We start from the raw sequence: 25,997 nt of genomic DNA on the forward strand, positions 1-25,997 counted from the left end.
GCCGCCGAGGGCAAGGTAGGCGCAGGGAAAAAGCAAGATGCCTGACCAGCCTACGAAGACAAATCTGTCACGTTTGAGCCAGTCGTCGAGGATGTCGAACCATCCCCGCTCCGCTGGCGCTCGTCCAATCGCAATCGTCATGGAATTAAATCCTCTTGCAGATATAGATGCCAGATTTAGAACCTTACAGTTGCTGGCAGAGTACTATCGACTCCTCAAAAACCAAGGAGCGATCGCTCCAGCATCCTGTTCATTTGGCTTCATAAATAAGAAACCCATCCCTTGCTAACGCTTAAGCTAATAGGTGATTTGACCTATTTACTGTTGGCGTTCACCAAGGGTAGGTTAAGCCTCCCATCAGCATTTGCTGCGGGAGAACTATACTAACGTGATAGCGGAATTCTTACGAAATATCAAGGTGATTGTTACCTGGCCTCACCAGTTTCTCATTTTTGAGCAGGGGTCGCAATTCCCCAAAACAGCAGGAAATTGAGGCCTGAACTTAAACAGAACGCCAGCAGGAAATGTTAAGTATTGTAACACTGCTGTCAGCAGTTACTGCTATGGAAGTCTTGGGCGATCGCCTGCAACCCAACGAACTCGGCGATGGCTGTCTTGATAAGATAGGAGGGGTGCAGGATAGTCTTTACCAACAATCGAGAAAAGGAGACCCGCCATGGCGACAGAGCGACGGGTAGCACGAGTAGCAGAATTAATCAAACGGGAAGTGAGTCAGTTGTTAATGTATGAAATCCGCGATGAGCGCGTAGGGGCGGGCATGGTCAGTGTCACGGATGTAGAAGTTTCTGGTGATTTACAGCACGCCAAAATTTTCGTCAGCATCTACAGCACCGATGAGGTGCGGCGCTCAACAATGGCAGGTCTCAAGGCTGCCTCAGGCTTTGTACGACGCGAACTCGGACAGCGCCTTCGCCTACGGCGGACACCTGAGGTGGTGTTTATTGAAGATCGCTCCCTAGAGCGGGGGAGTCGCATTCTCTCACTGCTCAATCAAATTGGGCAACAGCAGAGTACCTCAGAAGCCCCAGAGTCCTAAGTGTGGCTTCGCTTTGTGGGAACCGATGCAGTGAGGTAGTGCCTCGGCGGCAGGGAGGAGCTTTTGCCGCGTTGGGGGGGCGCCAATAGCGTTTTGAGGATAACAAAGGTGGCAATACCAATTAAAAAGTAGCCAAAGCCCTGCTGTAGTCGTTTGGCGGAGATGTAGTGACTGAGATAGCTGCCAAGAACAGAACCACTCGCTGCTGCTAAGGTTAGCGTCAGGGTCAAGCGTGGATCCAAGTTAACGGTGCCCAGATAGCCCCAAACCGCAGCCACGGAGTTAGCAGCAATAATGAGTAGTGAGGTGCCGATCGCCTGTCGCATGGGAATTTTCCCCAGCAAAACAAGGGCAGGCACAATGGCAAAGCCCCCACCCACACCCACCAGTCCCGTTAGAATACCGACACCCAAGCCCTCTGTGGGTAGCCATAACCAGCAGTACTTACATACGGGGGGGGTATAAAGCTGACTTTCTAAAGAAACCTCTGGCGGCGTGAGTTCGGGCGCAGGGGGGCGCTGCTGCCGCCGAATCATCAGAATTGCTGCCACCATCATGGCAACGGCAAAGAGTAATAGTTGCAGGGTATCGGTAACCCAAGGCAAGGCTGCCAGTCGTGCTCCGAGATAGGCACCAGCCATCGTTGCTGAACCAAAAACCAGTGCCAGACGTAAGTTGACGTAACCGCGCCGCCACTGGGGAATGACCGCCAGCAAACTGACGGTGCCAACAATCACAAGTGTCATCGGAATCGCGACTTTAGTCTCAATGCCCATGACATAAACCAATACTGGTAGGGCAAGGACTGAACCGCCGCCCCCCAATAGACCAAGGCTCAAGCCAATGGCGATCGCGAGTCCGTGCCCCAACCAGTAACTCAGCATTGGCTATTTTCCTTTGGGGCGATTAAAGGGCAAGCGCATGAGCAGTTGACCTAGCAGGCAGCGGCCACTGAGACCAGCAAAGAGCATGCCCATGCCGACAAAGCCTGACAGGAAGAAAAATGCTGAGTTGACGGTAAAGCCCAAGATCACCCCTGTGAGAATTAAGCTACCGGCCGTAATTTGTACTTGCCGCATGATGCTAAGGGGAGCATTAGCAGCGCCCTGTACAGCGTAGCCCATCTGTTTCCAGCGCTGGATGCCTCCTTCGAGGTTTTTCAGATTTCTAAATCCCTGCTCAGCGAGGATTTCGTAGGCTATCTGCGATCGCCGACCCGACTCGCAGTAGAGCACCACCGGCGTGTCGGAGCTACAGGGAGGCTCCAGCTCCTTCACATTGGCCAAGGGGCACAGCAGCGCCCCCGAAATGTGGGCATTGTTGTACTCATTGGGTTCCCGCACGTCAATGAGCAGGACTTGTCGCTGCTGCAGGGCATTGTGGAGCTCAGCAGCAGAAATAAGGGGAGACTCAGTCGTTGTTGCGATCATAATTTTTGGTTTCCAACTTCGGAACTAAGGGTAGGCAAAAAACAGGGGCAATCAGGAGTCAAGGAACTAAACAGCAGCAGCAACCTTACCACACTGTTGGTTAGCAGGCACTGCCTCCATAATTTTCTTGGGATCGGGCAGATTCAGGTTGGCCATAAACTCAATGAACTGCTGGCGATCGCGACCTACAAAGCGAGGATTAAAGCGTTTCTCCTCACCAATAGTAGAGACAGTGTGGCCACGATAGTCATGGCCGGGATAGACCAAGGTGGTGTCAGGTAGTGTAAAGAGTCGCTGCGTTACCGCATCGTACATTGCACCCGCATCACCGCTTTGAAAGTCGGTGCGCCCACAGCCCCGAATAAAGAGGGAATCGCCGGTCAAAAGATGAGTGCCATTGACTAAAAAAGCCATATGGCTATCGGTGTGACCCCAGGTGGCAATTCCCTGAATCGGAATGCTACCAACGTGAATCACTTCCCCATCCTTAATATAGCCATCAGCGCAGTCCACTTTAGCATTTTCAGGGACAAGGGTTTTACAGCCCGTGCGCTCACGGATTTGACCAGCGCCGGTAATGTGGTCGGCGTGGACATGGGTTTCCAAGCAGTAGCGCAACTTTAACCCCAATTGCTCAATTAATTGCACATCCCGATCCACTTGCTCTAGGACGCTATCCACCAAAGCGGCCTCACCTGTGGCTTCATCGGCAATGAGGTAAGAATAGGTCCAAGTATCATAGTCAAACAGTTGGCGAAACAGCATAGCAAACTCCTTTGCAAGGTAGAGGTCAAGGAAACTCGCTCAGACTTAAAACGGTTACCACTTCAGCTTAATCAATCTAAGTATAATTTTATAACTATTTAGTAAACAAATGTCAAATCCCCCTCTTCCCCATTTTTGAAATCAGTGGTCAGTCTAGAATAGGGGAAAGCAGGTTCGGCACACTGGGGATGTTCACACTCTGGCAAACCACTCCTTGGCAGCGGGTCATAGGGGAGCTAGCGGCAATTGTCGGCAAAGAAGGTCTAATTTGTAAAGCAGCGGAAACCCTGGTGTATGAGTGCGACGGTCTATCCATGTATCGGCAGCAACCAAAGCTCGTCGTGCTTCCTCAGACCACAGCTCAAGTTTCTGCTGTCCTCAAAGTGTGCGATCGCCATCGGATTCCCTTTGTTGCCCGTGGCTCAGGCACCGGCTTATCGGGGGGCGCGCTGCCCCACCCAGAGGGAATTCTTGTTGTTACTTCCCGCATGAACCAAATTTTAGACATTGATCTGGCCAATCAGCAGGTGGTAGTGCAGCCGGGGGTCATTAATGCGTGGGTCACCCAAGTGGTTGCCGATCAGGGCTTTTACTATGCGCCCGATCCGTCGAGTCAAACGATTTGTTCCATCGGCGGCAATGTGGCTGAAAACTCCGGCGGTGTTCACTGCCTAAAGTATGGCGTCACCACTAACCATGTGCTCGGACTCACGGTGGTTCTGCCCAATGGAGAGATTGTGGAACTCGGTGGTGCTGCTCCCGAAATGCCCGGCTATGATCTGATGGGGGTTTTTGTTGGCTCGGAGGGGACGCTGGGAATTGCCACAGAAATTCGGCTGCGGGTTCTTAAACAGGCGGAAGCAATCGCTGTTCTATTGGCGGATTTTCCCACCATTGAAGTAGCCGGAGAAACAGTTTCTGCAATTATTCGTGCCGGGATTATTCCCGCTGGCATGGAGATTATGGACAACCTGAGTATCAATGCCGTTGAGGATGTGGTGGCAACCAACTGCTATCCCCGCGATGCCGGTGCTGTCCTGTTGGTGGAAGTAGATGGGCTAGAGGCTGAAGTGCCCATCTTGCAAGAACAAGTCATGCGCATTTGCTATGAACAGGGCGCACGCCATGTCAGAGTGGCCACAGAGGCCGAAGATCGCCTGCGCCTTTGGAAGGGGCGCAAAGCCGCTTTTGCCGCTGCGGGTCGTCTCAGTCCCAATTATTTTGTTCAAGATGGCGTGATTCCCCGCAGTCAACTGGCCACTGTTCTCAAGGAAATTGAGCAGCTCAGTCAGCGCAGTGGTTATCGCATCGCCAATGTCTTTCACGCCGGCGATGGCAACCTGCATCCTTTGATTCTTTACGATCAATCGGTTCCCGGTGCCCTTGCCGAAGTAGAAGCCTTGGGGGGTGAAATTCTCAAGCTCTGTGTGCGCTTGGGGGGAAGTATCTCTGGGGAGCACGGTATTGGCAGTGATAAGGCCTGTTTCATGAGGGAAATGTTTAGTCCAGCGGATCTAGAAACAATGCAGCAGGTGCGCGCTGCTTTTGATCCAAAACGCCTCGCCAACCCCGAAAAGGTGTTTCCAACACCACGAACCTGTGGCGAAGCTGCCCATCAACTCAAAGACTTTCCTAACATTGAGGCTTTTTAATGGGTGCAAAAATTCCTGTTACAATTATTACTGGTTTTCTCGGGAGTGGTAAAACCACGCTGATTCGGCACCTGCTCCAGAATGCCGCTGCTAGGCGTATTGCCGTGATTGTCAATGAGTTTGGCGATGTCGGCATTGATGGCGAGTTGTTGCGGTCCTGTTGCGATCGCGCCATGGGCATCTGGGAACTCACCAATGGCTGTCTCTGCTGTACGGTGCAGGAGGAGTTTTTGCCAACGATGCAAGCGCTCTTGGCACGGCGGCAGGAAATTAATCACATTGTGATTGAAACGTCGGGACTGGCACTGCCCAAGCCCTTGGTAATGGCCTTCCGTTGGCCAGAGGTACGCCACGCAGCAACGGTAGATGGGGTGGTGACTGTTGTGGATGGGCTGGCCTTGGCAGCGGGTCAAGTGAGCGCCGATTTAGAGGCACTCTTTGCCCAAAAGGAGGCAGATCCGAGCCTCCAGCATGAAGATACGCCCCTTGAGGAACTCTTTAATGATCAACTGGCCTGTGCCGATTTGGTGATTCTCAACAAGGCCGATCAACTGACTCCCCAGCAAGTGGAACAGCTCCTGAGTCAACTGCGCAGTCAATTGCCCCCACGGATTAAGCTGCTGGCGGCGCAGCAAGGACAAGTGCCTGCGGAGTTGTTGTTGGGCTTTAATGCAGCCGTTGAGGAGAACTTGGGGCAGCGGCCAAGTCATCACGATTTTGCGGAAGAGCACGATCACGACGAGGAGATCCAAGCCGTTTGCTTGGAGATGGGGGCTTGGGAGCTACAACGCCTGTGTCAATCCCTTGAGCAGCTATTACAGGTACCCGACATTTACCGTATTAAGGGTTTTGCGGCCATTGAAGGCAAGCCGATGCGTCTTGTGGTACAGGGGGTCGGTCAGCGGTTAGACTGGTTTTACGACCGCCCCTGGCAATCCGCAGAACCCCGTCAAACCCGCCTTGTGGTGATTGGTCGTCAGTTGGAGCAACAGACACTGCTGTCCTATTTCGGCTAGAAGAATATGGCGAGCCTTGTGGAGGTCATCGATCAGCAATTGCGCCAGCTCTTAGGTAGCAGTGCCACTTGGTTTATTGATCTTGGCGATCGCCACCTAGCCATTTGGATTGAGTCCACTCAGGTTGACCTTGATCGCCTCACCCGCTGGGGCACTCTCCTGCGGCAGAAGTGGCAAGGGGGAAGTCTCCTTCTGTTTGTGGCTGAACCCTATCAATCCTTTCCCTACTGGTGGAAATCGTGGTCTGCTCCCTCGGTAGGAGCACCGTTCACACAGTTAGCAGAGGGGAGCGGCCGCGATCGCTTTATTATCTGTGGTCTTGGTAGTTTGGGGCAGTTTTGCATCCAAAGCCTGCGCCGGTTTGCGGCTGATCACTTGGCGATTGAAATTTGTGCCATTGAACGCCACCGCAACATTGAATGGGAAATTCCCCAGTTGGCGGAGTTACTCAGTGAACCTGTGGTTATTGGTGACTGTCGGCAAGAAACAGTTCTGAAAGCTGCTGGCATTGATCGCTGCCGCACCCTACTAGCGGTGACAAGTGATGAGGCCACCAACATTGCTACGGCGATTGTGGCTCACCGCTTAAATCCCCATGTCCACCTCGTGGTGCGCTCCAGTCGCGATAATCTCAACGCCCTTTTGGCAAAAAAGTTGGGGAGCTTTGTTGCCCTTAATCCGACGGAACTGCCGGCTCCTGCTTTTGCCTTGGCAGCCCTCGAGGAGGATATTCTAGCTGCGTTTACAATTGAGGGGCAACAGTTTCGAGTGTGGCAGCAAACCGTCACTGCCGAGAGTCCGCTACTGGGTACCCCTGCCCACCGCTGGCAACGCCGTCATCAGCGCCTAATTAGTATCCGCTCCTGCCATTCGCAATCCTCTCTCTTCCAGCCGACTCGCCCCCATCGTCTTTTTAACCATTGGCCCCCAGATTTACACTTTGAAGTGGGCGATCGCCCCATTTGGATTGAACGGGTGGAAGTGGTTAAATCCTTGCCCGTTGCGGACTCCACTCTGATTCAGCGACTCATTCAGCAGGGGCGCCAACTCCCTGAGCAGATGCAGCAATTCTGGCAGTGGATTCATAGCGATCGCTCCCGCGAGTTAATCTTCAGGGGACTCTGGATAGGCAGTGGTCTGTGGCTTTTGACAGCCCTCCTGTTGCGCTACAACGTCCCTGAACTCACTTGGCAAAAAGCTTTTGCTGCTGGGTTTATTCTCCTTTTAGGGGGGTTTGGCGATGTTTTTGGCGGGCTAGAAAATGATCCTGTGCCCCCTTGGCTACTCGTGGTTTGTATTTTGGTGGCAATTGTCAGCATCCTCTTTATTGTGGGTGTCTTAGGACTTTTGGCCGAAAAACTCCTAGAAGCACGGTTTGAATTTATCAAGAAACGCCCCCCTCTGCCCACGGCAGATCATGTCATTGTGGTTGGCCTAAATCGCATTGGCCAACAGGTCGTACAACTGCTGCGCACCTTTCGTCAACCCCTTGTCCTACTGGTGGACAACCCAGAGCAGACCCAGCTCTTTGAAGACCTACCAATGCTTTTTGGCAGCATTACTGAGAAACTTCCCCAAGCCCATTTAGAGACCGCCAAAAGCCTAGTTCTTACCACTCCCGATGAGATGCTGAACCTTGAGGCGGCTCTAATTGCCCGCCAAGCAACAGAGCAGCGCCAGTCCCCCATTGGCTTGGTTATTAGCATCTATAATCCCACACTGACCAATGATTTGCGGGAGCTTTTACCCCGTGCCCGTCCCCTCTGTGCCTATGCCTTGGCAGCAGAAGCTTTTGCCGGCGCCGCCTTTGGCGAAACCATGCTTGGTCTGTTTCAGATTGAGCAGCAGACAGTGCTCATTGCCGATTACACAGTAACCCCAGGGGACTCCCTTGAGGGCAAGTTAATTGGGGAGGTGGCCTATGGCTATGCAGTTATCCCCGTCTTTTACAAGCGCCACGAACAGTTTTTGGGCGGGGAGACCAGTCAGCAATTTTTGCCCAGTGATACACTGCAACTTACTGCGGGCGATCGCCTGATTGTCTTAGCCACAATTGATGGCCTACGGCGGATTGAACAGGGAAAAATGGCGCCTCGCCGTCAGTGGCGGCTGTGGGTGGGGCTCCCCCGTAATGCGGAAGCCGTCCTAGAAATCGGCAACTTAATTACAAAAATTACAGGTCTGTCCCTGCCGCAATCGCGCGCTTTTATCCAGCAACTCCCGGCTGCCCTCACCCTCGAACTCTATGAACCCCAAGCTTTTCGCCTTGGACAACAACTGCAGGCCCTAGCCCCAATACGTCTTTTTCCCCTAACTTACTAACTTAATTTAGCTCATCGGCGGGAAGCTCTACCCTCTTCCGAGGAGGAATCTTGCTGCTCAATGTACTGCTTCAAGAGGAATACGGTGACTGTTCCACCACTGGCGATGAAGTACTCACCGTTGACCTCTAATACCGCGAAGCGTGAGGGCCGGGAGTATGTTACTAGTCCCCCTCCCGCTCCGACTTCATTAGCTAGATCGAACTCCAAAGGAGAGGACGCCGTCGCTATTGTGGCTTAAGTTATGGAACTCCCCAGGCTGGATTCGAACCAGCGACCAATCGGTTAACAGCCGACCGCTCTACCGCTGAGCTACTGAGGAATATTGACGATTTTCTAATGTAGCGTAGTTCACTGCTCTTTGCAAGCCTCGGCCACCTTTAAGACTGAAGTTTAGGCCAGCGCTGCCGCAGTTCAGTGACCACTCGATCTAGGGCAACGGCATGGGAGGCCTTAAAAAGGAGGCGATCGCCCGCTTGCACCTCCTTCAATAGGTACTCCACCAATTCTTCGTGGCAAGCAAATCGTTGACTGGGAACATGCCCCGCTGCGCGCGCAAGGGCTGCCCCTTCCTCGCTGTTATCGAGGATCAAAAGACCATCGAGGTCTAATTGGGCAATCGTTGCCCCCACCTGCTCATGGAAGGGAAGCGAAAACTTGCCCAGTTCGCGCATAGGGCCGAGAACCGCCAGATGCCGCTGGCCAGGGAGCGATCGCAACAGGTGCAAGGCGGCCACCATTGATTCTAGGCCGGCATTATAGGTTTCATCCAGCAAGAGAATATCTGGTTCAAGGAGATAGCGGCCACTGCGACCACTGGGCAGTTCTAGCATTAACTGGGGAGGCAGGCAACTGCTCTCTAGGTTTAGAGCTTGCAGTACCCCAAGGGCGGCCAAAAAGTTTAGGGCATGATGGGCGCCAGCAAGGGGAACGGTATAGGCCCGCTCACCCACGCGCAACGTTTGCGGAGGGATATAACTACCCCGCAACGTCCCTTGCTCAAGGCCATAGGTCAGGGTCTGGCCGCGCCAAACCTGAGCCGCCGTTTCCAACAGCAAGGGGCTATCGGCATTGAGCACCGCAGTTCCCCCCGCAGGCATTTCGGCAAGCAGTTCGCATTTGGCTTGGGCAATGGCCTCGCGCGAACCCAGGCGACCAATATGAGCCGTGCCCACATTGGTAATTACGGCAACATCGGGCTGGGCAATCTGGCTCAACAGGGCAATTTCGCCGCGGGCACGCATCCCCATTTCAATCACGGCAAATTGGTGGTGTGGCTCCAATTGCAGGAGGGTCTTGGGGACGCCAATCTCGTTGTTGAAGTTGGCTGTAGTTTTGTGAACAGCACCGTAGTGACTGAGGACAGCAGCAATCATTTCCTTGGTGGTGGTTTTGCCCACTGAGCCAGTAACTGCAATGACTTTGGCTGAACATTGCCGCCGCCACCACTGCCCCAAGCGCTGATAGGCCCTCAGGGTATCCGGCACCCAAAGCTGCGGCAAAGAAGAAGACACTGGTGCCTCGACAATCAAGGCGATCGCCCCCGCTGCGGCCGCTTGCTCCACAAATTGATGACCATCAAAGGTTTCTCCCCGCAGGGCAACAAATAGATTGCCTGCGGCAATCTGGCGGGAGTCAGTGCTGATCCCTGTAATGGGTACCTCTGGCGAGGCAGTTTCTACCCCCAACGCATGGGCGATCGCCCCCAAGGTCGTGTTCACGAGGCGGCTCTGCCAATGTAACTACATTTCAAGTAAGGTTGTAGCACCTGCGGTACGCGGACAGTGCCATCTGCCTGTTGGTAGTTTTCCAGAATGGCCGCCATAGTTCGGCCAACAGCTAAACCAGAACCATTGAGCGTGTGCACAAACTGGGTGCCCTTTTGCTTGGCTCCCTTGAAGCGGATTTTGGCGCGACGGGCTTGGAAATCCCCAAAATTAGAGCAACTGGAAATTTCGCGGTAGCAGCCCGCTGCGGGCAGCCACACTTCCAAGTCGTAGCACTTCATGGCAGCAAACCCCAAATCGCCAGTGCACAGTTCAACAACCCGATAGGGCAGTTTCAGGGCTTGGAGAATGAACTCTGCATCGGCCACAAGGGCTTCATGTTCCGCAGTAGAAGTTTCCGGATGGACAAACTTAACCAACTCGACTTTATTGAATTGGTGCAGGCGAATTAGACCGCGGGTATCCTTGCCGTAGCTGCCCGCTTCGCGCCGAAAACAGGGGGTGTAGGCACAGTGGTAAATGGGCAGTTGCTCAGCAGCTAAAATTTCATCGCGATAGAGATTCGTCAGCGGTACTTCCGCCGTTGGAATCAGCCAGAGATCGTCGTCGGCACAGCGAAAGCTCTCCTCAGCAAATTTGGGGAGTTGCCCCGTTGCCGTCAGCGAGGCCGTATTCACCAACAGGGGCGGCAACACTTCCACATAGCCGCGCTCGCGGTGGGTATCGAGCATGAACTGGATCAAGGCTCGCTCAAGGGCAGCGCCCATTCCCACTAAGGTCACAAAGCGACTCTGAGCCACCTTCACCGATCGCTCCACCTCCCAGAGTCCCAATTGAGTGGCAATATCCCAATGGGGCTGACAAGGTTGATTTGGCTTATACTCCTCACCCCAACGGCGCACCTCCACGTTTTCAGTTTCATCGCGGCCAACAGGAGTTGTTTCGCTGGGAAGATTGGGAATTGTCAGCAGTAGCTGCTCCAATGCTTCCTTCAGTTGCCGTTCCTGCGGTTCGAGATCACCGAGCTGCTGCTTGAGATCGTTGGCCTCGGTCTTCAGGGCTTGGATTTCGGGGTCAGTGGGGGGAACCCCTGACTTCATTTTTCTGCCGACAAGGGCACCAATTTCGTTACTGCGGGCTTGGAGGCGCGATCGCTGTTGTTCTAGCTGTCGCTGCTGCCTATCCAATTCTAAAATGCGCTCAAGGTCAAAGTCACCGCCGCGCCGCCGCAGGCGATCGCCAAAGGCTTGGGGATTTTCTCGCAGTTGCTTTAGATCAATCACAGGCGGACGAAAACCAGTGCAAACCGCATTGATCCTATCACCAAGGGAGGAGATTGATTCCAGGGGACTGTCTTGCTGCGCATCGGGTCATCCAAACCTCTAAAGTGCGTCTATCAACTGTGGAGATTTTGATCGTTGGTGGCGTCAACAAGGGGTCGCCGTCCTCTAAAATGAGGGATGTATTAAGCGGTGTTAGCAATATGAGTGTCATTAGTCAGGTTCTTCTTAAAGCGGACGATGAATTACGCTACCCCACCACGGGCGAACTACAGACGATTATTGACTTTTTTCAAACGGGTGAGCAACGCCTCCGCATTGCCACAACACTGGCCGAAAATGAGAAACGCATTGTTGAGCAAGCCAGCAAACAACTGTGGCAGAAACGGCCTGACTTCATCTCACCGGGGGGGAATGCCTACGGCCAGAAACAGCGTGCCCTATGTCTGCGCGACTATGGCTGGTATATGCGCCTGATTACCTATGGCATCCTTGCTGGTGATAAAGACCCCATTGAGCGCACAGGCATTATTGGCGTACGGGAAATGTACAACTCCCTTGGCGTGCCAATGGCCGGGATGGCAGAAGCAATCCGTTGCCTAAAGGAGGCCTCCTTGGCACTGCTGAGCACTGAAGATGCTGAAGTTGCTGCCCCCTATTTTGATTACATTATTCAGGAAATGTCCTAGAACAAGGAGCAACACCACTCCTAGTGGTCGCCTGTTTGAGCCCTTCAGGGGGCAAGGCCACCCTCTATGAAACAGCCCCTCGAAGTCGTCATTTTGAGTAATGGCCCTGGTGAACTGGCCACGTGGGTCTATCCCTTTGTAACAGCACTGCGGCAACAGGTTAAACAGGGCATGCGAGTCTCAGTGGTGATTGTTCCCTGTCCCCATGCCAGTGGTCAGGAAGCAGAAATGGCTCGCCGCTATCTAGGGGTAGATCGGGTGTTGCCGGCCACAGAGTTTTGGCACCTTGTGCGCACAAAAACCACTCGCAGCAATTGGGATTGGTTTTCCCAAGGCGTTGTGGTCTTTTTGGGAGGTGATCAACTGTTTGCAGTCCTGCTGGCTAGGCGGTTAGGCTACCGCTGTGTGCTCTACTGTGAGTGGCAGGCACGTTGGCAAAGGTGGGTAGATGGCATTGGGCTGCGCCGTCCTCTACCAATGGGCAAAACAAGAGCCAAGGTGGCGGTAGTAGGAGATCTGATGACCGATGTGCAGACCCTCACCTTTGATTCTCTGCCTGATGTGCGCCAACAGATAGGCATTGCTGCAGATGCTCCCCTTGTGGGGCTGATGGTCGGTTCCAAGCCCAATAAACTTAAGTTGGGGGTACCCCTTTCCCTTGGGATCGCCGACCATTTAGCTGCCGCCCATCCCCCGATTCACTGTGTAATTCCAGTGGCACCCACCCTGACGCTCAACGCCCTTAGCTGCTATGCCAATCCCCACTTTAACCCGGAACTCAAGCACGTTGAGGGCACCACTGCCACACTCGTCCAATCCAGTGCAGGGCTGCCCTATTTAGAGACGCCAAGGGGTACGAAAATCTATCTCTGGCAGCAGTTACCCAACTATCCCCTGCTGCGGCAGGTGACTCTCTGCGTCACCACCGTTGGTGCCAATACCGCAGAACTGGCCGCCTTGAATGTGCCGATGATTGTTCTGTTGCCCGCACAACAGTTACGGGTTCGGCGGGCACACCCTTGGGATGGCTTGGCGGGGTTGCTGGTCAGCTTGCCGGCAATTGGGCGGCAGTGGACAGCGCTGGTATTTTGGGCACTCGTCGCCAAAGGATTAGGCTGGCGGCGCTTTTGGCAGTTGTGGCGATCGCCAGAAATCGACTGGAACCTAGTAAAACAGGGTCTCGGCTACAGGGCGTGGCCCAATATCTGGGCGGGTAGAGAAATAGTACCGGAGCTGGTAGGTCCCATTGAGCCAGCAGTTGTTGCCGATCAGATTATGTCTCTATTGAGTCATCCTCAGCAACTGCATCAGATGCGGCAGGACTTGCGGGAGCAGGTGGGGTCGGCGGGGGCTGCGGCAAAATTGGTGGATTTGACGCTTCAGGTGGCGGGTTGGGCTGCCAGCGATCCAAAATGTCCTTGAGCACAATTTCCGTAAACCAAATCTGACCCACAATCACTAAGGGCAGTGCCAGCAGTAATCCTAAAAAGCCAAAGAAAATGGCAAAAATAATTTGTGAAACCAACGTCACAGCGGGCAGTAAAGCTACCTGTTTGGCCATGACGACGGGTACCAGCAGGTACTGCTCCAACTGTTGAATGACAATGTAGGCAATCAGCACCGCCACTGCTCGCCAAGGGTTGTCAATAAAAGCAATGATCATCGGTGGAATCACACTCAAAGCAGGGCCAATATTGGGAATTGCCTCCAGAAGACCTGCCAAGAAGGCATTGGCCAAGACCAACCGTACCCCCAGCAGAGCAAGAGTAATGCCACTGACCACACCAATTACAAGCATATTCAGGCCTGTGCCCGCCAGCCACGCCAAGAGTGCCTGCTCACTTTCGGTGAGAATTGTGTCAATCCGAGATCGATAAAAAGCTGGAAACAGACGAATAAACCCTTGGCGGTAGGGCTGAGGATCCATCACTAGCATCACCGTCAGCACCAAGACTAGCAGCGTATTCAGTAAGACTGCCAGTGTATTGGAAAAAAGGGCAAAGAAGTTATTAAAAATTTGCTCAAGGAATGGCTCTAATTGGGTAATGAGCCGAGTAAGTACAGGAGTGTCGTCAAAGCTACTCTTTGGTAAAAGGTAAGCAATCTCATCAAGCCATGCCTCCAGCCGCCCTAGACCTTTGGGAATCAAGACACCCAGTTGCTGCGCCTCTTGCAAAAAGGGGGGAATAATCATCCAAAAGAAGCCAAAGATGATCAGGAAAGTCAAGCTTATACTGATGGCGATCGCCCGCCTTCGTTGCAGTCCCCAGCTTTGGAGCCGCAGTTGTAGCCAGTTGAGCGCCGTTGCCAAGACCACCGCCAAAAAAACCAAGAGTAACACTTGGCGAATTTCCCAGAGGATGTAAAGACACACCCCCAGCACTAGCAAGCCAATCCACTGACCAAATGTCACTACTGTGCATCCAATCTGTGCCTCAACCCCCTATTAGAACAGGTTTTGGAACCCTACCATCCCAACCAAAGGAATGGCTAAACGACAAAGACTGTATTGTTGTCCCGGAGCTGGGGATACTCCAGCGGTGGCCTGTGGTTAAACTGGTCAAAGTAAGCGGCCAAAGGTTCCGGTAGGCTCGGTAGCGTGACTTGGGTATCTCCCTTGGCAATTTCCGGCCAGAGGGACGATAGAGCTTGGGCAAGGGGCTTGGCCTCAGTTTCCGATAAATTAAAAGGTGGCAAGGTAAGAAAGCGCACCATAAACCCTGCACCGCGCTGAAGCATCCATTCTCGTGAGAGATCACTTAAAGTGGGATAGGCACTGAGGGACTCAATGCGGTAGGATTCCACATCCACTTGCCAACCCCCTTGGGGGCGTTCCTGCAAAATAAGCCGACGATAGGGATGGGGATAGCTCACCAGCGAACCGGTCGTTAGGTCAAACAGCCCCCCCTCATAGGCAATGTCTTGAACATGGAGATGTCCGGTTAAGACCAATGCCACCCCTGCCGATCGCAACAGGTTCAATAGCTCCGCCCGATTCTCCAAGAGGTAGCGCTGCCCCAGCGGACTTTGGCTTTGCTGTGGCCAATGCTCAAGGACATTGTGGTGAATCATCACAAGGCGCAATCCAGAAAAGGGTTCTGCCAACAGAGCCGCCAACCATGCGAGTTGTCCTTGATCAACTGCTCCCACCTGCTGACCCGTTGAGCTAAATTGGTTGGAGTTTAGGGCAATTAGTTGCAGGTTGTCTGTAAGCAGGGTTTGATAGTAATGCTTGAGGCTTTTGCCATAGCCAGCGTGGGCATACCACTGGGGAAACTCAGCCCAACCAATACGGTTGTTGTCCCCTAGAAAAAGAGGCACATCGTGGTTCCCCGGAATCACATAGCAGGGAATGGGCAGAGTCTGCAGATAGGTACTGAGCCAGCAATGGTTTGCCCGCTCGCCATCCCGTGTCAAATCGCCGGGAATCAATAGGGCATCAATTCCCAGCCCTAGGAGATGGGCAACGGCGGCTTCAAAGGCAGGGATACTGACTTCGTAGAGAAAAATAGGGGGATAATCTGTCGGAATAGTCTCCGGCAGGGCAATGTGGGGATCACTGATAATTCCGAGTCGCACCGCCATCGCTATTTCCTAGTGGCGGAAGTGTCGCCGGTTGGTAAAGACCATGGCAATTCCCGCTTCATTGGCTGCTTGGATAGACTCATTATCCCGCAAACTGCCCCCTGGTTGAATAATCGCGGCAATACCGGCAAGGGCGGCAGCTTGCACAGAATCGGCAAAAGGGAAAAAGCCATCACTGGCTAGCACACCCCCACGCGCCGCCTCACCGGCATCACTGAGGGCAATTTGCACCGCACCGACGCGATTCATTTGACCTGCACCAATCCCTTGGGTTTGGCGATCGCGACTGACCACAATGGCATTGGACTTCACATGCTTAACCACTTTCCAAGCAAAGATCAGTTCGGCCATTAACTCTGGCGGGGGTGCTGTGGCCGTCACCACCTGCCAAGTGTGGGGCTCAATTGGCGTTGACGGCGTCTCTTGGAGAAGAAACCCCCCAGCAATTGTCTGCACTGTAACAGGAGGGGCAGTTTCTAACTCCGGTAGGGTTAAAACCCGCATCTTCGGCTTCATTTTTAGGATGGGCAGCGCCGCTTCCTCACAGGCGGGAGCCACGACACACTCTAAAAAGGTACGGGTTAGGGCTTCAGCAGTGGCCACATCCAAGGGGCGGTTGAGGGCAACAATGCCGCCAAAGGCAGAGACGCTATCCGCCGCAAGGGCGCGCTCGTAGGCTTCCACTAGGGTCTTACCCTCAGCCACGCCACAGGGATTAGTGTGTTTGACGATGACGGCGGCGGGGGCACTGTCCCCTAAGAATTCACTGATAACGCCCCGTGCAGCTTCCAAATCCAGCAGGTTGTTGTAACTGAGTTCTTTGCCTTGGAGCAGCTCAGCCGCAGCCCAACCCCTAGGGTGTGCCCCTGTCATATACCAAGCCGCCTTTTGATGGGGATTTTCTCCATAGCGCAGAGCTTGCCTTTGCTGTCCGATAAGGTGAAAGACGGGGGGCAGAATCTCCGCTGGCGCCCCCGGAGAAGTGATTTCTTGGAGATACTCGGCGATCGCCCGATCATAACTAGCTGTTAGGGCAAATGCTCGCTGAGCACAGGCCAAGCGAAAAGCGGGCTGAGGTGCACCGTAAAGACGCAGTTCTTGAAGATAGGTTTGATACTGGCTAGGTTCCACTAATACCGTCACATGGGCATGGTTTTTGGCAGCAGCGCGGATCAGGGTTGGCCCGCCAATGTCAATTTGTTCGATCGCTTCTGCAAGGGTGGCCTTGGGTTGGGCAATGGTTTCCGCAAAGGGGTAGAGATTGACAACCACTAGATCAATGGGATGGATCCCCTGGGCTTGCAAATCCGCTTCGTCTGCGGGGCGATCGCGCCGTGCCAAGATGCCGCCATGAATTTTGGGATGCAGGGTCTTGACCCGTCCGCCGAGAATTTCCGCTGCTCCTGTGTACTCAGCAACAGTTGTCACAGGAATTCCTGCCGCTTGCAAGGTCTTTGCAGTGCCGCCGCTACTTAGGAGCGTAAAGCCAAACTCCTGCACCAAGGCCGTTGCCAACTCCACCAGTCCTTGTTTATTACTGGTGCTCAGTAAGGCAATTCGCCCCATGCCTGCCATCCTCCTCGGTGACTAAGAACACCTAATTTTAGCGGAACATGCTGCTCACAGAGCTATCTTCATGAATCCGCCAAATGGTTTCTCCGAGAATGCTCGCCACTGACAGCACCGTGAGTTGGGGAAAGCGTTGGGTTTCCGGCACTGGAATTGTGTTGGTAACAATCACCTCTTCAAAGTCACCCCCTTGGAGGCGCTCAATTGCCGGCGGTGAAAATACTGCATGGGTAGCACAGGCATAGACTTCCTTGGCACCTTCCCGCCGCAGGAGCCGTGCCCCCTCTAAAATTGTGCCCGCTGTGTCAATCATGTCGTCCACCAGCACTGCCGTTTTGCCTTTAACATCCCCCACCACATTCATCACTTCGGCCACATTGTGGGCTTGGCGTCGCTTATCAATAATGGCGAGGGGCGCATCGTCAAGTTTATTGGCAAAGGCACGGGCGCGGGCTACTCCCCCCACATCGGGGGACACTACAACAATATCCTCCAAGTTTTTACTGCGCAGGTAGTCAAGGAGCACTGGCGAACCATAGACATGATCCACAGGAATGTCAAAGTACCCTTGAATTTGCGCTGAGTGCAGATCCATGGCCAAGACCCGACTTGCCCCCGCTTGGGTAATCAGGTTAGCCACCAGTTTGGCAGTAATGGATTCACGGCCAGCGGTCTTGCGATCGGCACGGGCATAGCCATAGTAGGGAATCACCGCAGTCACTTGACGAGCGGAAGCGCGGCGGCAGGCATCCACCATAATCAGCAGTTCCATTAGGTGGTCATTGACGGGGCGGCAACAGGGCTGAATCAGATAGACATCACAACCGCGAATGGATTCTTGAATCTGCACATACAGTTCGCCGTCAGCAAATCGCTTGCGCACCATTGGGCCTAGATCAATACCGAGGTAGCGGGCAATTTCCTGAGCAAGAGGAATATTGGCAGAACCCGAAAATAGCTTTAGACGACTATGATCAGAAACGTGAGAGGGGGTAGTCGTGGGCAATGGCGCAGTGTGAATCACAGCATCTCCCCAAGATGGCGTGCATTTTGATTTCAATCTTATCATTTCCAATTTTGGGAGCCACTACCTTAGGATTGAATTTATAAAAAGACAAATTTTGGGGTCATCATCTTTGCCAATGGTGCGATCGCGATTCCTACGATGGGGGAATGTTTTTTTGTCATCGATAGGGGTAGCTTGGTTATTCCTGTTACCTGCCCTGTCGTTTCTGACAATTTTTGTTTTTTTGCCAATTTTGTACCTAGTCTATCTTAGTTTTACAACCGGTAGTTTTACTCAGGAAGGGGTGCGTTGGGTTGGCCTGCAAAATTATCAGCGATTGCTCCTGAGTCCAGATTTTTGGCAGGTGATTGGCAATACGCTCTATTTCACAGTGGCAACGGTGCTACCGACGATTGCGCTGCCTTTACTATTGGCGGTGGGTCTCAACCAAGCAATTGCCGGACGGGATCTTTTGCGTACAGCCTACTTTTTACCGACGATGACCTCAATTGTGGCCGCAGGGTTAGGGTTCCGTTGGTTGTTTCAAACCAATGGCCCAGTGAATCAACTGGTGCAAACATTAGGGGGTAAACCCATTGCTTGGCTGAGTGATCCGGCATGGGCAATGCCGGTGCTGATTTTGCTCAGTAGTTGGAAGCAGTTGGGGTTTAATCTAGTGGTTTTTTTGGCAGGGTTGCAAACCATTCCTCGCGATCGCTATGAAGCTGCCCTCCTCGATGGTGCTCATCCTTGGCAACAGTTTCGCTACATTACACTGCCGGGGCTGCGACCTACTTTAATTCTTGTGTTTGTGACAACCACAATTTTTACCTTGCGCAGTTTTGAACAGGTCTATGTGGTGACTGGTGGTGGCCCCCTAGATACAACAAACCTGCTGGTATTTTATATTTACCAACAGGCCTTTGCATTATTCGACTTTGGTTATGCCGCTGCGGCGGCAACGGTGCTTTTGGCAGCGACTCTTGGACTCATCTGGCTGCAATTGCGTACGCGCCAAGACCCCAACTTCTAGAGAGAGGAGCCAAGACCCGCGTAGGCGCCATAGAAGAAAAGTCCAACAATGACAATTACTCCCATGCCGGCCACAGTGGCCACAATCCACAGGGGAATACGTCCACCTTCAGACAACATGATGAATTCCTCCTAAGCAAATTCGGTTATAGGAAAGAGTTTTAGTTAAAGAAGTAGCTCGAAAAAAGCAACGCAAGGACGAAGATCAACAGCAGTCCTAGATACAGGGATGTGCGATTCAGTTCGACGGGCTGACGATTCGGATTTGGTTCCATGGCTGTACCTTCCTAACGTTGGATAAACTGCATTGCCGCGATCGCCCCGAGGAAGAAAATCGTGGGCACAGCAAGCGTATGAACGGCCACCCAGCGGACCGTAAAAATGGGGTAAGAAACGGGTTCTTGATTAGGAGTGTTACTGGTCATGGCAATCCTACTTCAACTGTTCTAAGAAGGTTTCAACTTGTTGTTTGGCTTCAAAGCGATCGGTCACCAGGGGAATAGACCGCTGTTCCTGGGCATAGTAGCTGTCAGGGCGGGGTGTGCCAAACACATCATAGGCCAAGCCGGTGCTGACAAAAAGCCAGCCTGCAATAAACAATGCCGGAATGGTGATACTGTGAATCACCCAATAACGGACACTCGTAATAATGTCGGAAAATGGTCGTTCTCCTGTCGTTCCAGCCACGTTGCGATGCCTCCAAAGTGTCTAATGTTGAGCAAAGGAAACGCTACTATCCATCATACAGCTTTTTTTCACAAGGATTTAACTACGTCAATCCACCCCTCTGTCAAAGATAAAGCAGCGACAAAAGTGGGCAAACTGCTGTTGTAGACCTGCAAGCGCTCTAGAGAATCCAAACATTCGCAAACGGCGGCTTACTAGAGGCCGGCTTTGGCTAAATCATTGAGTACCTCCTCGGCGCTCTGGTAGCGATCGCGAAAGTTATACCTAATCATTTTGTTGATAATGGCAACAAACTGCGGCGAGAGATGCCGTCCTGGCTGCCAGATAATATCCCCCGTGTGGGGATCAGAGGGCAAATCCATTGGAGCAAGTCCTGTCAAGCCCTCAACAATAACCATGCCCAAAGAGTAAATATCACTGGCAATCACGGGTCGTCCTGCCATTTGCTCGCTAGGGGCATAACCACGGGTACCAATCGAAATCGTGTATTTGCCGTGCTGAAGTAAATCTTCCGGCTGGACATGGCGTACCGCCCCAAAGTCAATCAAAAACAGTTGTTGATCACTGCGGCGGCGCAAGATATTGGCGGGCTTAATATCCCGATGCACCACCCCAAACTGATGCACATACTGCAAAATCTCCAGAATACTCTTGAGAATGGCGAGGGCTTCAGCTTGGGAGAGAGTTATTTTCTTTTCAAATTCCTCTTTGAGGGATTCGCCATCCACATACTCTTGGGTGAGATAAAAATATCCCCCCTCCTCAAAGTAAGCCAGTAGTCGAGGGATATGCTCGTGTTCACCCAATTGCGCTAATGTTTCTGCTTCCCGCCGAAAGAGGCGACGGGCAATGGCCAAAAAGCGTTCATCCTTACGGGAGGGCACTAACTGCTTGACCACGCAAATCGGATGATCCGGCAGGTGTAGATCCGCAGCCAAGAACGTCCGTCCGAATCCTCCTTCCCCCAGTTGACTCAGGACACGGTAGCGTCCCCCCACCGTCTGAGGCAGTGGTTCACTAGGTTCTTCGGCAATGTCAGAAACGACGGTGGTTTTTGACTGAGTGCCGCTTGGGGTTTGCGTCTCTGTGGTGGGGTGTGCCGGCGAGGGGACTGCCACAGTGCAAATCACCTCTGGGGGCTGAGTGGGATCTGCAGGCGGTGCAGTCAGGGGGGCAGGGTTGGACGGTTGTGTTTCCAGTAGGTCTGTCCGCAGAGTCTCTGGAATTGGCAATTGGGTTTCAGGCAAATCCGCACTGGTTGCCAACTGGGTTGATGGCATCAAGATTGATTCTGAGGTAGCCAGTGGCTGAGGAAGGGGAAGTTGTGTTTCAGGCAAATTGGGATTGGGGATATTAGGGGTCTGCGGGATGGTTGTCAAGGCCTCGGGAACCGTCAGTTGGGTTTCCGCTAAATCAGGGCGCACTGCCGAGGGTACTTCTGAGGGAGCTGCCGGCTGAGCAGTAGGAACCACCATCTGAGTTTCGGGAAGATCAGCATTTGTGGGTTCAGGAGCGGTCGTGGCAGTTTTTGGCAAATCGGTAGCGGTAGGTGCGGCCTCATCAGCGTGAACCACTAAAAAGGTTTCCCTTTCGGTAACGGGTTGTGGCGGTGTCTTGCGCGTCTCTGTGGGCGGAATTTGATCGACGACGGAGGTAATGAGGGTGGGTGCTGCGTGGGGTTTATCCCCAGTGGGAGGAGCTGGTACTGGCTCGACGGGGGTAAAGGAAATCGCCGTTTCGGGTTGCAGCACCGTTGCGTTGGCATCCGTTTCGAAGCACGAGACTTGCGTTGGCGGGGTTTCAGGGATTTCCAAAATAGGAGCTGATTCAGGTGTGGTGGGTTGACCCATGCCTTCAGTCATTAACTGCAAGGGAGTAGCCGCTGGTGGAGAGGGGCTAGAGATAGCGCGGTAGCCCAGCAGGAAAACCGCAGCGCCACCAAAGCCAACAAGAGGTGCGACTAAGGGAATCCAACTTCCCTGTAAAAAGAACAGAAAGGTGAGGCCACTTAAGCCCAATCCTCCGGCCACCAACAGCGGCACAATCACCCAGCGGTGTCCCCTGGCAATGATCAGGGCACCCAAGCCAGACCAAACTAGAATCCAAAGGGCGATCGCCCCCTGCGGCCATGTACCGATGGGAGAACGGTGATCGAGAGCCGCTGCCAGTAGATCTTCAAGGATGGCTGCTTGAACCACTACACCGGGGGTAAGGCGATTGGTTTGACCCGGCAATGCTATTGGAATCAAAAACTTGTCGCTGCTGCCGCTGTCAGTGAGGCCAATAAGTACGGCGCGATCGCGTACCTTCGAGGGCAGCACTTGACCTGTCAGCACCTCGCTTAGGGTGACTGTTTCATAGGGCTGGGGCGGATGGGCATAGTTAATTAGGATCTGAAACCCTGCAGCATCTAGGTTGCTGTAGCCCCCCCAGTTGCTGGTTAAGGCCTGAAAATGAGCCGTTCCTAATTCAAGGTGGTTCTGAGTCACGGCTTGGGGATTCATCCCCAGAAAAACGCGCGCCAAGGCCAGAGCAAAGGATTGAGGGGTAAAGCAGCGGTCACCAGCCTCTGGACGGCTGGCGAGAATGGCACGGCGTACTACTCCATCATCATCAATGGGAATGTCAGCAAACCCCACCTGTGCATTCGGCACTCCAGCGGGAGGGGCAATTCCGGGATCCGCTTCGCTCCCTACTTTGCAGACAATGACAATGTTGGGCTGGGTCATCATCACCCGCCCGAGGGAAGGTAGCACATCAGTGGGTGGTTTGAAGCGATCGGGAATCGGAAAATCGCGAAAAATATCAATGCCAATGACCTTGGGTTGATACTTTTGCAACTCATTGACGGCTTGAATGAGCACTTCGTCAGGAATCGGGTACTGCTTGAGGGCTTGAATGTCAGCTTCAGTAATCTTGACAATCAGAAGTCGCTCAGATGTGGCCGGTGTCGATCGCCAGCGCAGCCATTGGTCATAGACTCTTAATTCCAAAGGTTCTAGCAGGCCGCCCAGCCGCAGGGCAAGGACGCCCACTGTGGCGATCGCGGTCGCAATGAGCGCCGGTAAAGTGCGTTTAAGATGATCAAAGGTAGATACAGGAGTCATGGCACAATCTAGGGCTGTTCTGCTGACGCTGAAAGATTCTAAAGGCAGTTTTGCTTCTATCCTGATCTACGGCACTGGCGATCGGCAAATTGAGGCACATAATACAGCATTACCTCCTTTTTGCTTTAGAGTAGGGAGTTCTTGAAGAAAGGGAAACGACTATAATCAGTGAGGTGATTGCTGAGCACAACAAGCGCTATGACGGAAATCCCCGATTCAACGACGACTTCAACATCCTCGGAAACTACAACGGCAGCGGCACGTCAACTGCTGGGCATGAAAGGTGCCAAAAGCGGCGAGACCAATATCTGGAAAATTCGCCTGCAATTGATGAAGCCGATTACGTGGATTCCCCTCATGTGGGGTGTTGTCTGTGGCGCTGCATCGTCGGGAGGATTTACTTGGAGCCTAGAGGATGTGCTCAAGGCAGCCACCTGTATGCTGCTATCGGGGCCTTTGATGGCCGGCTATACGCAAACGCTGAATGATTACTACGATCGCGAGATTGATGCAATCAATGAGCCTTACCGCCCGATTCCCTCAGGGGCGATTTCCCTCAATCAAGTGCGGGCACAGATTATTGTTTTGGTTCTCGCGGGTTTAAGTCTTGCTGTCTTACTGGATCTATGGGCCAATCATCCCACATTCCCCGTGACCAAAATTGCTTTGCTGGGGAGCTTTTTGGCCTATATTTACTCTGCACCGCCTCTGAAACTGAAAAAGAATGGTTGGCTCGGTAATTATGCCTTGGGGGCAAGCTATATTGCATTGCCATGGTGGGCAGGCCATGCGCTTTTTGGTGAATTGACGCCGACAATTGTGATTTTGACGTTGATTTATAGTCTGGCGGGCTTGGGTATTGCCATTGTCAACGACTTCAAAAGTGTTGAGGGCGATCGCCAACTGGGCTTGGCGTCACTGCCGGTAATGTTTGGCGTCACGACCGCCGCATGGATTTGTGTCTTGATGATTGACATTTTCCAATTGGGGATTGCGGGCTACTTGATGGCAATTCATGCCAATCTCTACGCAGTGCTACTCATTTTGCTGATTATTCCGCAAATTGTGTTTCAGGATATGTACTTCCTGAGGGATCCCCTGAAAAACGATGTGAAGTACCAAGCCAGTGCCCAGCCCTTTCTAGTTCTAGGCATGTTGGTGGTGGGTTTAGCCCTTGGCCATACACTGGTGTAATAGGAGGGAATGACGACGGCGCTGACCTTTCGGGTAGAAAAGGGGGGCGATCGCCTCGATACGTTCCTTGCCCAGCAGCATTCTAAACTCTCGCGATCGCGCTGGCAGCAATTGATCCAACAAGGGCATGTGCGCCTCAATGGCCAAGTGTGCGCTCGCAAAAATCAGCCCCTCAGCGGCGGTGATGTGCTGGAGGTGGTGCTGCCTGAGCCAGAGCCGCTGGCGTTAGTCCCCGAACCCCTGCCCCTAAGTATTCTCTACGAGGATGAAGAGCTGCTCATTCTCGATAAACCCGTGGATTTGGTGGTCCATCCTGCCCCTGGTCATAGCCACGGCACGCTAGTTCATGGTTTATTGGCTCACTGTCCTGATTTGACGGGTATTGGTGGTGTCCAGCGGCCGGGGATTGTGCACCGCTTAGACAAAGACACCTCTGGGGTCATGGTTGTCGCCAAAACGGAGTTTGCGCTGCAGCATCTACAACAACAATTGAAAACGCGACAAATGCAGCGCCACTACTTGGGGGTGGTCTATGGCCAGCCTCCCCAAGAAATGGGGACTGTAAACACTCCGATTGGGCGTCACCCAATGGATCGCAAAAAGATGGCAGTGGTACCCCCGGAAAAAGGCCGCCTAGCAATTACCCACTGGTACGTAAAGGAACGGTTTCGCCACTGTGCCCTTGTGGAGTTCCGCCTTGAGACCGGTCGTACCCATCAAATTCGCGTTCATGCCGCCCACTTGGGCTGGCCACTGTTGGGAGATCCCCTCTATGGCCGAGGCAGCCCCCTGAAAGTGAAGCTTCCTGGCCAAGCCCTCCATGCCTATCGCCTACAGTTGCGGCATCCGCGGACAGGTAAAGAAGTGGTCGCGATCGCCCCTTTGCCAAAGCATTTAGAAAAATTGTTGCGCACATTGCGCCAGAATACTGCTCCCTAAGGCTGCGGCAAATCAAACATCAAGAGCTTTGCCAGTAAACCCACTGTGGCAATCAAGAGTGCCACGAGAAATCCCCATAGGCGCGCATCCGTTCCCGCTTGGCGTTTAGAGATATCCTGCAACGTCACTTCAATAGTGCTGATCCGTTGTCCCAGTTGCGCCTCCACTCCTTTAATTTGCTGCTCTAACTTTGTTTCAAGAGCACTGATCTGTTGCTCTAACTTAAACTCAAGGGCTTTGATTTGCTGCTCTAGTTTTGCTTCAACAGCACTAATTCGCTGTTCAAGAGTCTTGATTTGCTGCTCTAGCTTTGATTCAACAGTACTAATCCGCTGTTCTAATCGAGACTCAACGGTCTGAATTTGCTGTTCTAATCTTGATTCCACCGCATTGATCCGCTGCTCTAGCTTTGCTTCAACAGCATGAATCTGTTGCTCCAGTTTTGCTTCAACGGCATGGATCTGCTGCTCTAGCTTGCCTTCAACAGCATCAATTTTTTCTTCAAGGCGTTGAAAGCGCTCAGTTGTGGTAGCAATGTGGATGTCTAGCTTTTTATCAATTTGCTGAATGCTATTCTGGATGCCTTGAATACACTCCAAGACTTGACTCAATTCAGACGGGCTTGCTGACTCATTCATGGATTAGGGGAGGGTTCACTTCTATGGAGCTAAGCGGATTCGAACCGCTGACCCCTTCAATGCCATTGAAGTGCTCTACCAACTGAGCTATAGCCCCGAATCAGCAGATTTTTATTCTTGCGCAAAGTGCTACTTTTGTCAACTCTGTCCCCCAGAGCAAAGAATTGGCATTTAAGTTTTCCGCTCACTTCCCTTCCCGCGATCGCCTTGTCGATCAAAGGAAGTATCTAGTGCTCAGTGTATAGTGGGTGTGAGTGCTGAGCAGGTAGGACTGTGGGAGTCTTACCGTCCCCCTTGCAGTTG

24 protein-coding genes, 2 tRNA genes and 2 pseudogenes are annotated in these 25,997 nt (G+C 52.9%); 10 read left to right on the forward strand and 18 right to left on the reverse strand.

What is annotated here, in order from left to right; translation table 11 throughout:
* Window positions 1–141 (reverse strand): annotated as a pseudogene (locus P3X23_RS10050) (photosystem II D2 protein (photosystem q(a) protein)); the annotation flags it as partial.
* Window positions 142–524: 383 nt separating this feature from the next.
* On the opposite strand from P3X23_RS10050, the gene P3X23_RS10055 reads away from it, so the two are divergent.
* Both P3X23_RS10055 and rbfA read left to right on the forward strand, forming a co-directional pair.
* Complete coding sequence (locus P3X23_RS10055) at window positions 525–698, forward strand: hypothetical protein (RefSeq protein ID WP_300876194.1); 174 nt, start codon at window positions 525–527, stop codon at window positions 696–698.
* Window positions 677–1,057: a 30S ribosome-binding factor RbfA gene (rbfA, locus tag P3X23_RS10060; protein WP_300876197.1), complete on the forward strand. Its 381-nt coding sequence runs from the start codon at window positions 677–679 to the stop codon at window positions 1,055–1,057. The genes P3X23_RS10055 and rbfA overlap by 22 nt, the downstream gene beginning before the upstream one ends.
* Here rbfA and P3X23_RS10065 read toward each other — a convergent pair.
* The 3 genes from P3X23_RS10065 to P3X23_RS10075 form a co-directional block, all read right to left on the reverse strand.
* Entirely contained in the window at window positions 1,054–1,941 is an 888-nt protein-coding gene (locus P3X23_RS10065; protein ID WP_300876200.1) for a sulfite exporter TauE/SafE family protein, read from the reverse strand. The genes rbfA and P3X23_RS10065 overlap by 4 nt on opposite strands.
* Window positions 1,942–1,944: 3 nt before the next feature.
* Window positions 1,945–2,487, reverse strand: a complete 543-nt coding sequence (locus P3X23_RS10070) for a rhodanese-like domain-containing protein (RefSeq protein WP_300876203.1) — start codon at window positions 2,485–2,487, stop codon at window positions 1,945–1,947.
* A gap of 66 nt (window positions 2,488–2,553) precedes the next feature.
* On the reverse strand, window positions 2,554–3,252 hold the full coding sequence (locus P3X23_RS10075) for an MBL fold metallo-hydrolase (protein WP_300876207.1): 699 nt from the start codon (window positions 3,250–3,252) through the stop codon (window positions 2,554–2,556).
* Window positions 3,253–3,440: 188 nt separating this feature from the next.
* Here P3X23_RS10075 and P3X23_RS10080 point away from each other — a divergent pair, with 188 nt between their 5' ends.
* Genes P3X23_RS10080 through P3X23_RS10090 form a run of 3 tightly spaced genes read left to right on the forward strand, consistent with a single transcriptional unit; the run spans window position 3,441 to window position 8,242 of the window.
* Entirely contained in the window at window positions 3,441–4,904 is a 1,464-nt protein-coding gene (locus tag P3X23_RS10080; RefSeq protein ID WP_300876210.1) for an FAD-linked oxidase C-terminal domain-containing protein, read from the forward strand.
* Window positions 4,904–5,920 (forward strand): cobalamin biosynthesis protein CobW, encoded by a 1,017-nt coding sequence (cobW, locus tag P3X23_RS10085; protein WP_300876213.1) that lies wholly within the window; start codon window positions 4,904–4,906, stop codon window positions 5,918–5,920. Before P3X23_RS10080 ends, cobW begins: the two co-directional genes overlap by 1 nt.
* 6 nt (window positions 5,921–5,926) lie before the next feature.
* Entirely contained in the window at window positions 5,927–8,242 is a 2,316-nt protein-coding gene (locus P3X23_RS10090; protein WP_300876216.1) for a TrkA family potassium uptake protein, read from the forward strand.
* Between the two features lie 249 nt (window positions 8,243–8,491).
* Here the strand turns inward: P3X23_RS10090 and P3X23_RS10095 are convergent.
* The 3 genes from P3X23_RS10095 to serS all read right to left on the reverse strand — a co-directional run bounded on the left by P3X23_RS10095 (window position 8,492) and on the right by serS (window position 11,251).
* Window positions 8,492–8,563, reverse strand: a tRNA-Asn gene (locus tag P3X23_RS10095).
* Window positions 8,564–8,621: 58 nt separating this feature from the next.
* The gene (murF, locus tag P3X23_RS10100) at window positions 8,622–9,962 is read right to left on the reverse strand and encodes a UDP-N-acetylmuramoyl-tripeptide--D-alanyl-D-alanine ligase (RefSeq protein WP_300876219.1); all 1,341 of its coding nucleotides are present in this window, start codon (window positions 9,960–9,962) and stop codon (window positions 8,622–8,624) included.
* Window positions 9,959–11,251, reverse strand: coding sequence for a serine--tRNA ligase (gene serS, locus P3X23_RS10105; protein ID WP_300876222.1), 1,293 nt, complete (start codon window positions 11,249–11,251; stop codon window positions 9,959–9,961). The genes murF and serS overlap by 4 nt, the downstream gene beginning before the upstream one ends.
* A gap of 200 nt (window positions 11,252–11,451) precedes the next feature.
* Here serS and apcD point away from each other — a divergent pair, with 200 nt between their 5' ends.
* Together apcD and P3X23_RS12030 are read left to right on the forward strand one after the other, a co-directional pair.
* On the forward strand, window positions 11,452–11,937 hold the full coding sequence (gene apcD, locus P3X23_RS10110; protein ID WP_300876225.1) for an allophycocyanin subunit alpha-B: 486 nt from the start codon (window positions 11,452–11,454) through the stop codon (window positions 11,935–11,937).
* A 66-nt stretch (window positions 11,938–12,003) separates the two neighbouring features.
* Complete coding sequence (locus tag P3X23_RS12030) at window positions 12,004–13,359, forward strand: lipid-A-disaccharide synthase (protein WP_367186596.1); 1,356 nt, start codon at window positions 12,004–12,006, stop codon at window positions 13,357–13,359.
* A gap of 16 nt (window positions 13,360–13,375) precedes the next feature.
* On the opposite strand, the pseudogene P3X23_RS10115 reads toward P3X23_RS12030, so the two are convergent.
* The 4 genes and pseudogenes from P3X23_RS10115 to P3X23_RS10130 form a co-directional block, all read right to left on the reverse strand.
* Window positions 13,376–14,350, reverse strand: a pseudogene (locus P3X23_RS10115) (AI-2E family transporter); the annotation flags it as partial.
* A 77-nt stretch (window positions 14,351–14,427) separates the two neighbouring features.
* A complete protein-coding gene (locus tag P3X23_RS10120; protein ID WP_300876230.1) occupies window positions 14,428–15,522 on the reverse strand; it encodes a metallophosphoesterase in 1,095 nt (364 codons plus the stop codon).
* A 9-nt stretch (window positions 15,523–15,531) separates the two neighbouring features.
* Complete coding sequence (gene purH / locus P3X23_RS10125; protein ID WP_300876233.1) at window positions 15,532–17,088, reverse strand: bifunctional phosphoribosylaminoimidazolecarboxamide formyltransferase/IMP cyclohydrolase; 1,557 nt, start codon at window positions 17,086–17,088, stop codon at window positions 15,532–15,534.
* A gap of 37 nt (window positions 17,089–17,125) precedes the next feature.
* Window positions 17,126–18,160 carry a ribose-phosphate pyrophosphokinase gene (locus P3X23_RS10130; protein WP_367186597.1) on the reverse strand — a complete coding sequence of 345 codons (1,035 nt, stop codon included), beginning with the start codon at window positions 18,158–18,160 and terminating at the stop codon, window positions 17,126–17,128.
* 73 nt (window positions 18,161–18,233) lie between these two features.
* On the opposite strand from P3X23_RS10130, the gene P3X23_RS10135 reads away from it, so the two are divergent.
* Complete coding sequence (locus P3X23_RS10135) at window positions 18,234–19,130, forward strand: carbohydrate ABC transporter permease (RefSeq protein WP_367186598.1); 897 nt, start codon at window positions 18,234–18,236, stop codon at window positions 19,128–19,130.
* On the opposite strand, the gene P3X23_RS10140 is transcribed toward P3X23_RS10135, so the two are convergent.
* The 5 genes from P3X23_RS10140 to P3X23_RS10160 all read right to left on the reverse strand — a co-directional run bounded on the left by P3X23_RS10140 (window position 19,127) and on the right by P3X23_RS10160 (window position 22,923).
* Window positions 19,127–19,246, reverse strand: coding sequence for a photosystem II reaction center protein J (locus P3X23_RS10140; protein ID WP_071823295.1), 120 nt, complete (start codon window positions 19,244–19,246; stop codon window positions 19,127–19,129). The two genes, P3X23_RS10135 and P3X23_RS10140, sit on opposite strands and share 4 nt — an antisense overlap.
* A gap of 44 nt (window positions 19,247–19,290) precedes the next feature.
* Window positions 19,291–19,404, reverse strand: a complete 114-nt coding sequence (locus tag P3X23_RS10145) for a photosystem II reaction center protein L (RefSeq protein WP_149820459.1) — start codon at window positions 19,402–19,404, stop codon at window positions 19,291–19,293.
* A gap of 12 nt (window positions 19,405–19,416) precedes the next feature.
* A complete protein-coding gene (gene psbF / locus P3X23_RS10150) occupies window positions 19,417–19,554 on the reverse strand; it encodes a cytochrome b559 subunit beta (RefSeq protein ID WP_011057382.1) in 138 nt (45 codons plus the stop codon).
* A gap of 7 nt (window positions 19,555–19,561) precedes the next feature.
* A complete protein-coding gene (psbE, locus tag P3X23_RS10155; RefSeq protein WP_011057381.1) occupies window positions 19,562–19,816 on the reverse strand; it encodes a cytochrome b559 subunit alpha in 255 nt (84 codons plus the stop codon).
* Window positions 19,817–20,010: 194 nt separating this feature from the next.
* Entirely contained in the window at window positions 20,011–22,923 is a 2,913-nt protein-coding gene (locus P3X23_RS10160; protein ID WP_300876244.1) for a CHASE2 domain-containing serine/threonine-protein kinase, read from the reverse strand.
* A 198-nt stretch (window positions 22,924–23,121) separates the two neighbouring features.
* Between P3X23_RS10160 and chlG the strand changes: the two genes are divergently transcribed.
* Window positions 23,122–24,117 carry a chlorophyll synthase ChlG gene (chlG, locus tag P3X23_RS10165; RefSeq protein WP_300876246.1) on the forward strand — a complete coding sequence of 332 codons (996 nt, stop codon included), beginning with the start codon at window positions 23,122–23,124 and terminating at the stop codon, window positions 24,115–24,117.
* A gap of 9 nt (window positions 24,118–24,126) precedes the next feature.
* A complete protein-coding gene (locus P3X23_RS10170; protein ID WP_300876249.1) occupies window positions 24,127–25,056 on the forward strand; it encodes an RluA family pseudouridine synthase in 930 nt (309 codons plus the stop codon).
* Here the strand turns inward: P3X23_RS10170 and P3X23_RS10175 are convergent.
* Together P3X23_RS10175 and P3X23_RS10180 are read right to left on the reverse strand one after the other, a co-directional pair.
* On the reverse strand, window positions 25,053–25,667 hold the full coding sequence (locus P3X23_RS10175) for a primosomal replication protein PriC (RefSeq protein ID WP_300876252.1): 615 nt from the start codon (window positions 25,665–25,667) through the stop codon (window positions 25,053–25,055). The genes P3X23_RS10170 and P3X23_RS10175 overlap by 4 nt on opposite strands.
* Window positions 25,668–25,718: 51 nt before the next feature.
* Window positions 25,719–25,791: transfer RNA gene (locus P3X23_RS10180), tRNA-Ala, on the reverse strand.
* Between the last annotated feature and the right edge of the window lie 206 nt (window positions 25,792–25,997).

The sequence above is a fragment of the Thermosynechococcus sp. Uc genome, from assembly GCF_029335995.1.
Lineage (GTDB): Bacteria > Cyanobacteriota > Cyanobacteriia > Thermosynechococcales > Thermosynechococcaceae > Thermosynechococcus.

Bases quoted from the DNA above. Each gene is read 5' to 3' on its own strand.
- P3X23_RS10055 (WP_300876194.1), top strand. From the start codon at position 525: ATGTTAAGTATTGTAACACTGCTGTCAGCAGTTACTGCTATGGAAGTC.
- rbfA (WP_300876197.1), top strand. From the start codon at position 677: ATGGCGACAGAGCGACGGGTAGCACGAGTAGCAGAATTAATCAAACGG.
- P3X23_RS10065 (WP_300876200.1), bottom strand. From the start codon at position 1,941: ATGCTGAGTTACTGGTTGGGGCACGGACTCGCGATCGCCATTGGCTTG.
- P3X23_RS10070 (WP_300876203.1), bottom strand. From the start codon at position 2,487: ATGATCGCAACAACGACTGAGTCTCCCCTTATTTCTGCTGCTGAGCTC.
- P3X23_RS10075 (WP_300876207.1), bottom strand. From the start codon at position 3,252: ATGCTGTTTCGCCAACTGTTTGACTATGATACTTGGACCTATTCTTAC.
- P3X23_RS10080 (WP_300876210.1), top strand. From the start codon at position 3,441: ATGTTCACACTCTGGCAAACCACTCCTTGGCAGCGGGTCATAGGGGAG.
- cobW (WP_300876213.1), top strand. From the start codon at position 4,904: ATGGGTGCAAAAATTCCTGTTACAATTATTACTGGTTTTCTCGGGAGT.
- P3X23_RS10090 (WP_300876216.1), top strand. From the start codon at position 5,927: ATGGCGAGCCTTGTGGAGGTCATCGATCAGCAATTGCGCCAGCTCTTA.
- apcD (WP_300876225.1), top strand. From the start codon at position 11,452: ATGAGTGTCATTAGTCAGGTTCTTCTTAAAGCGGACGATGAATTACGC.
- P3X23_RS12030 (WP_367186596.1), top strand. From the start codon at position 12,004: ATGAAACAGCCCCTCGAAGTCGTCATTTTGAGTAATGGCCCTGGTGAA.
- P3X23_RS10120 (WP_300876230.1), bottom strand. From the start codon at position 15,522: ATGGCGGTGCGACTCGGAATTATCAGTGATCCCCACATTGCCCTGCCG.
- purH (WP_300876233.1), bottom strand. From the start codon at position 17,088: ATGGGGCGAATTGCCTTACTGAGCACCAGTAATAAACAAGGACTGGTG.
- P3X23_RS10130 (WP_367186597.1), bottom strand. From the start codon at position 18,160: ATGATAAGATTGAAATCAAAATGCACGCCATCTTGGGGAGATGCTGTG.
- P3X23_RS10135 (WP_367186598.1), top strand. From the start codon at position 18,234: ATGGTGCGATCGCGATTCCTACGATGGGGGAATGTTTTTTTGTCATCG.
- P3X23_RS10145 (WP_149820459.1), bottom strand. From the start codon at position 19,404: ATGGAACCAAATCCGAATCGTCAGCCCGTCGAACTGAATCGCACATCC.
- psbF (WP_011057382.1), bottom strand. From the start codon at position 19,554: ATGACCAGTAACACTCCTAATCAAGAACCCGTTTCTTACCCCATTTTT.
- P3X23_RS10160 (WP_300876244.1), bottom strand. From the start codon at position 22,923: ATGACTCCTGTATCTACCTTTGATCATCTTAAACGCACTTTACCGGCG.
- chlG (WP_300876246.1), top strand. From the start codon at position 23,122: ATGACGGAAATCCCCGATTCAACGACGACTTCAACATCCTCGGAAACT.
- P3X23_RS10170 (WP_300876249.1), top strand. From the start codon at position 24,127: ATGACGACGGCGCTGACCTTTCGGGTAGAAAAGGGGGGCGATCGCCTC.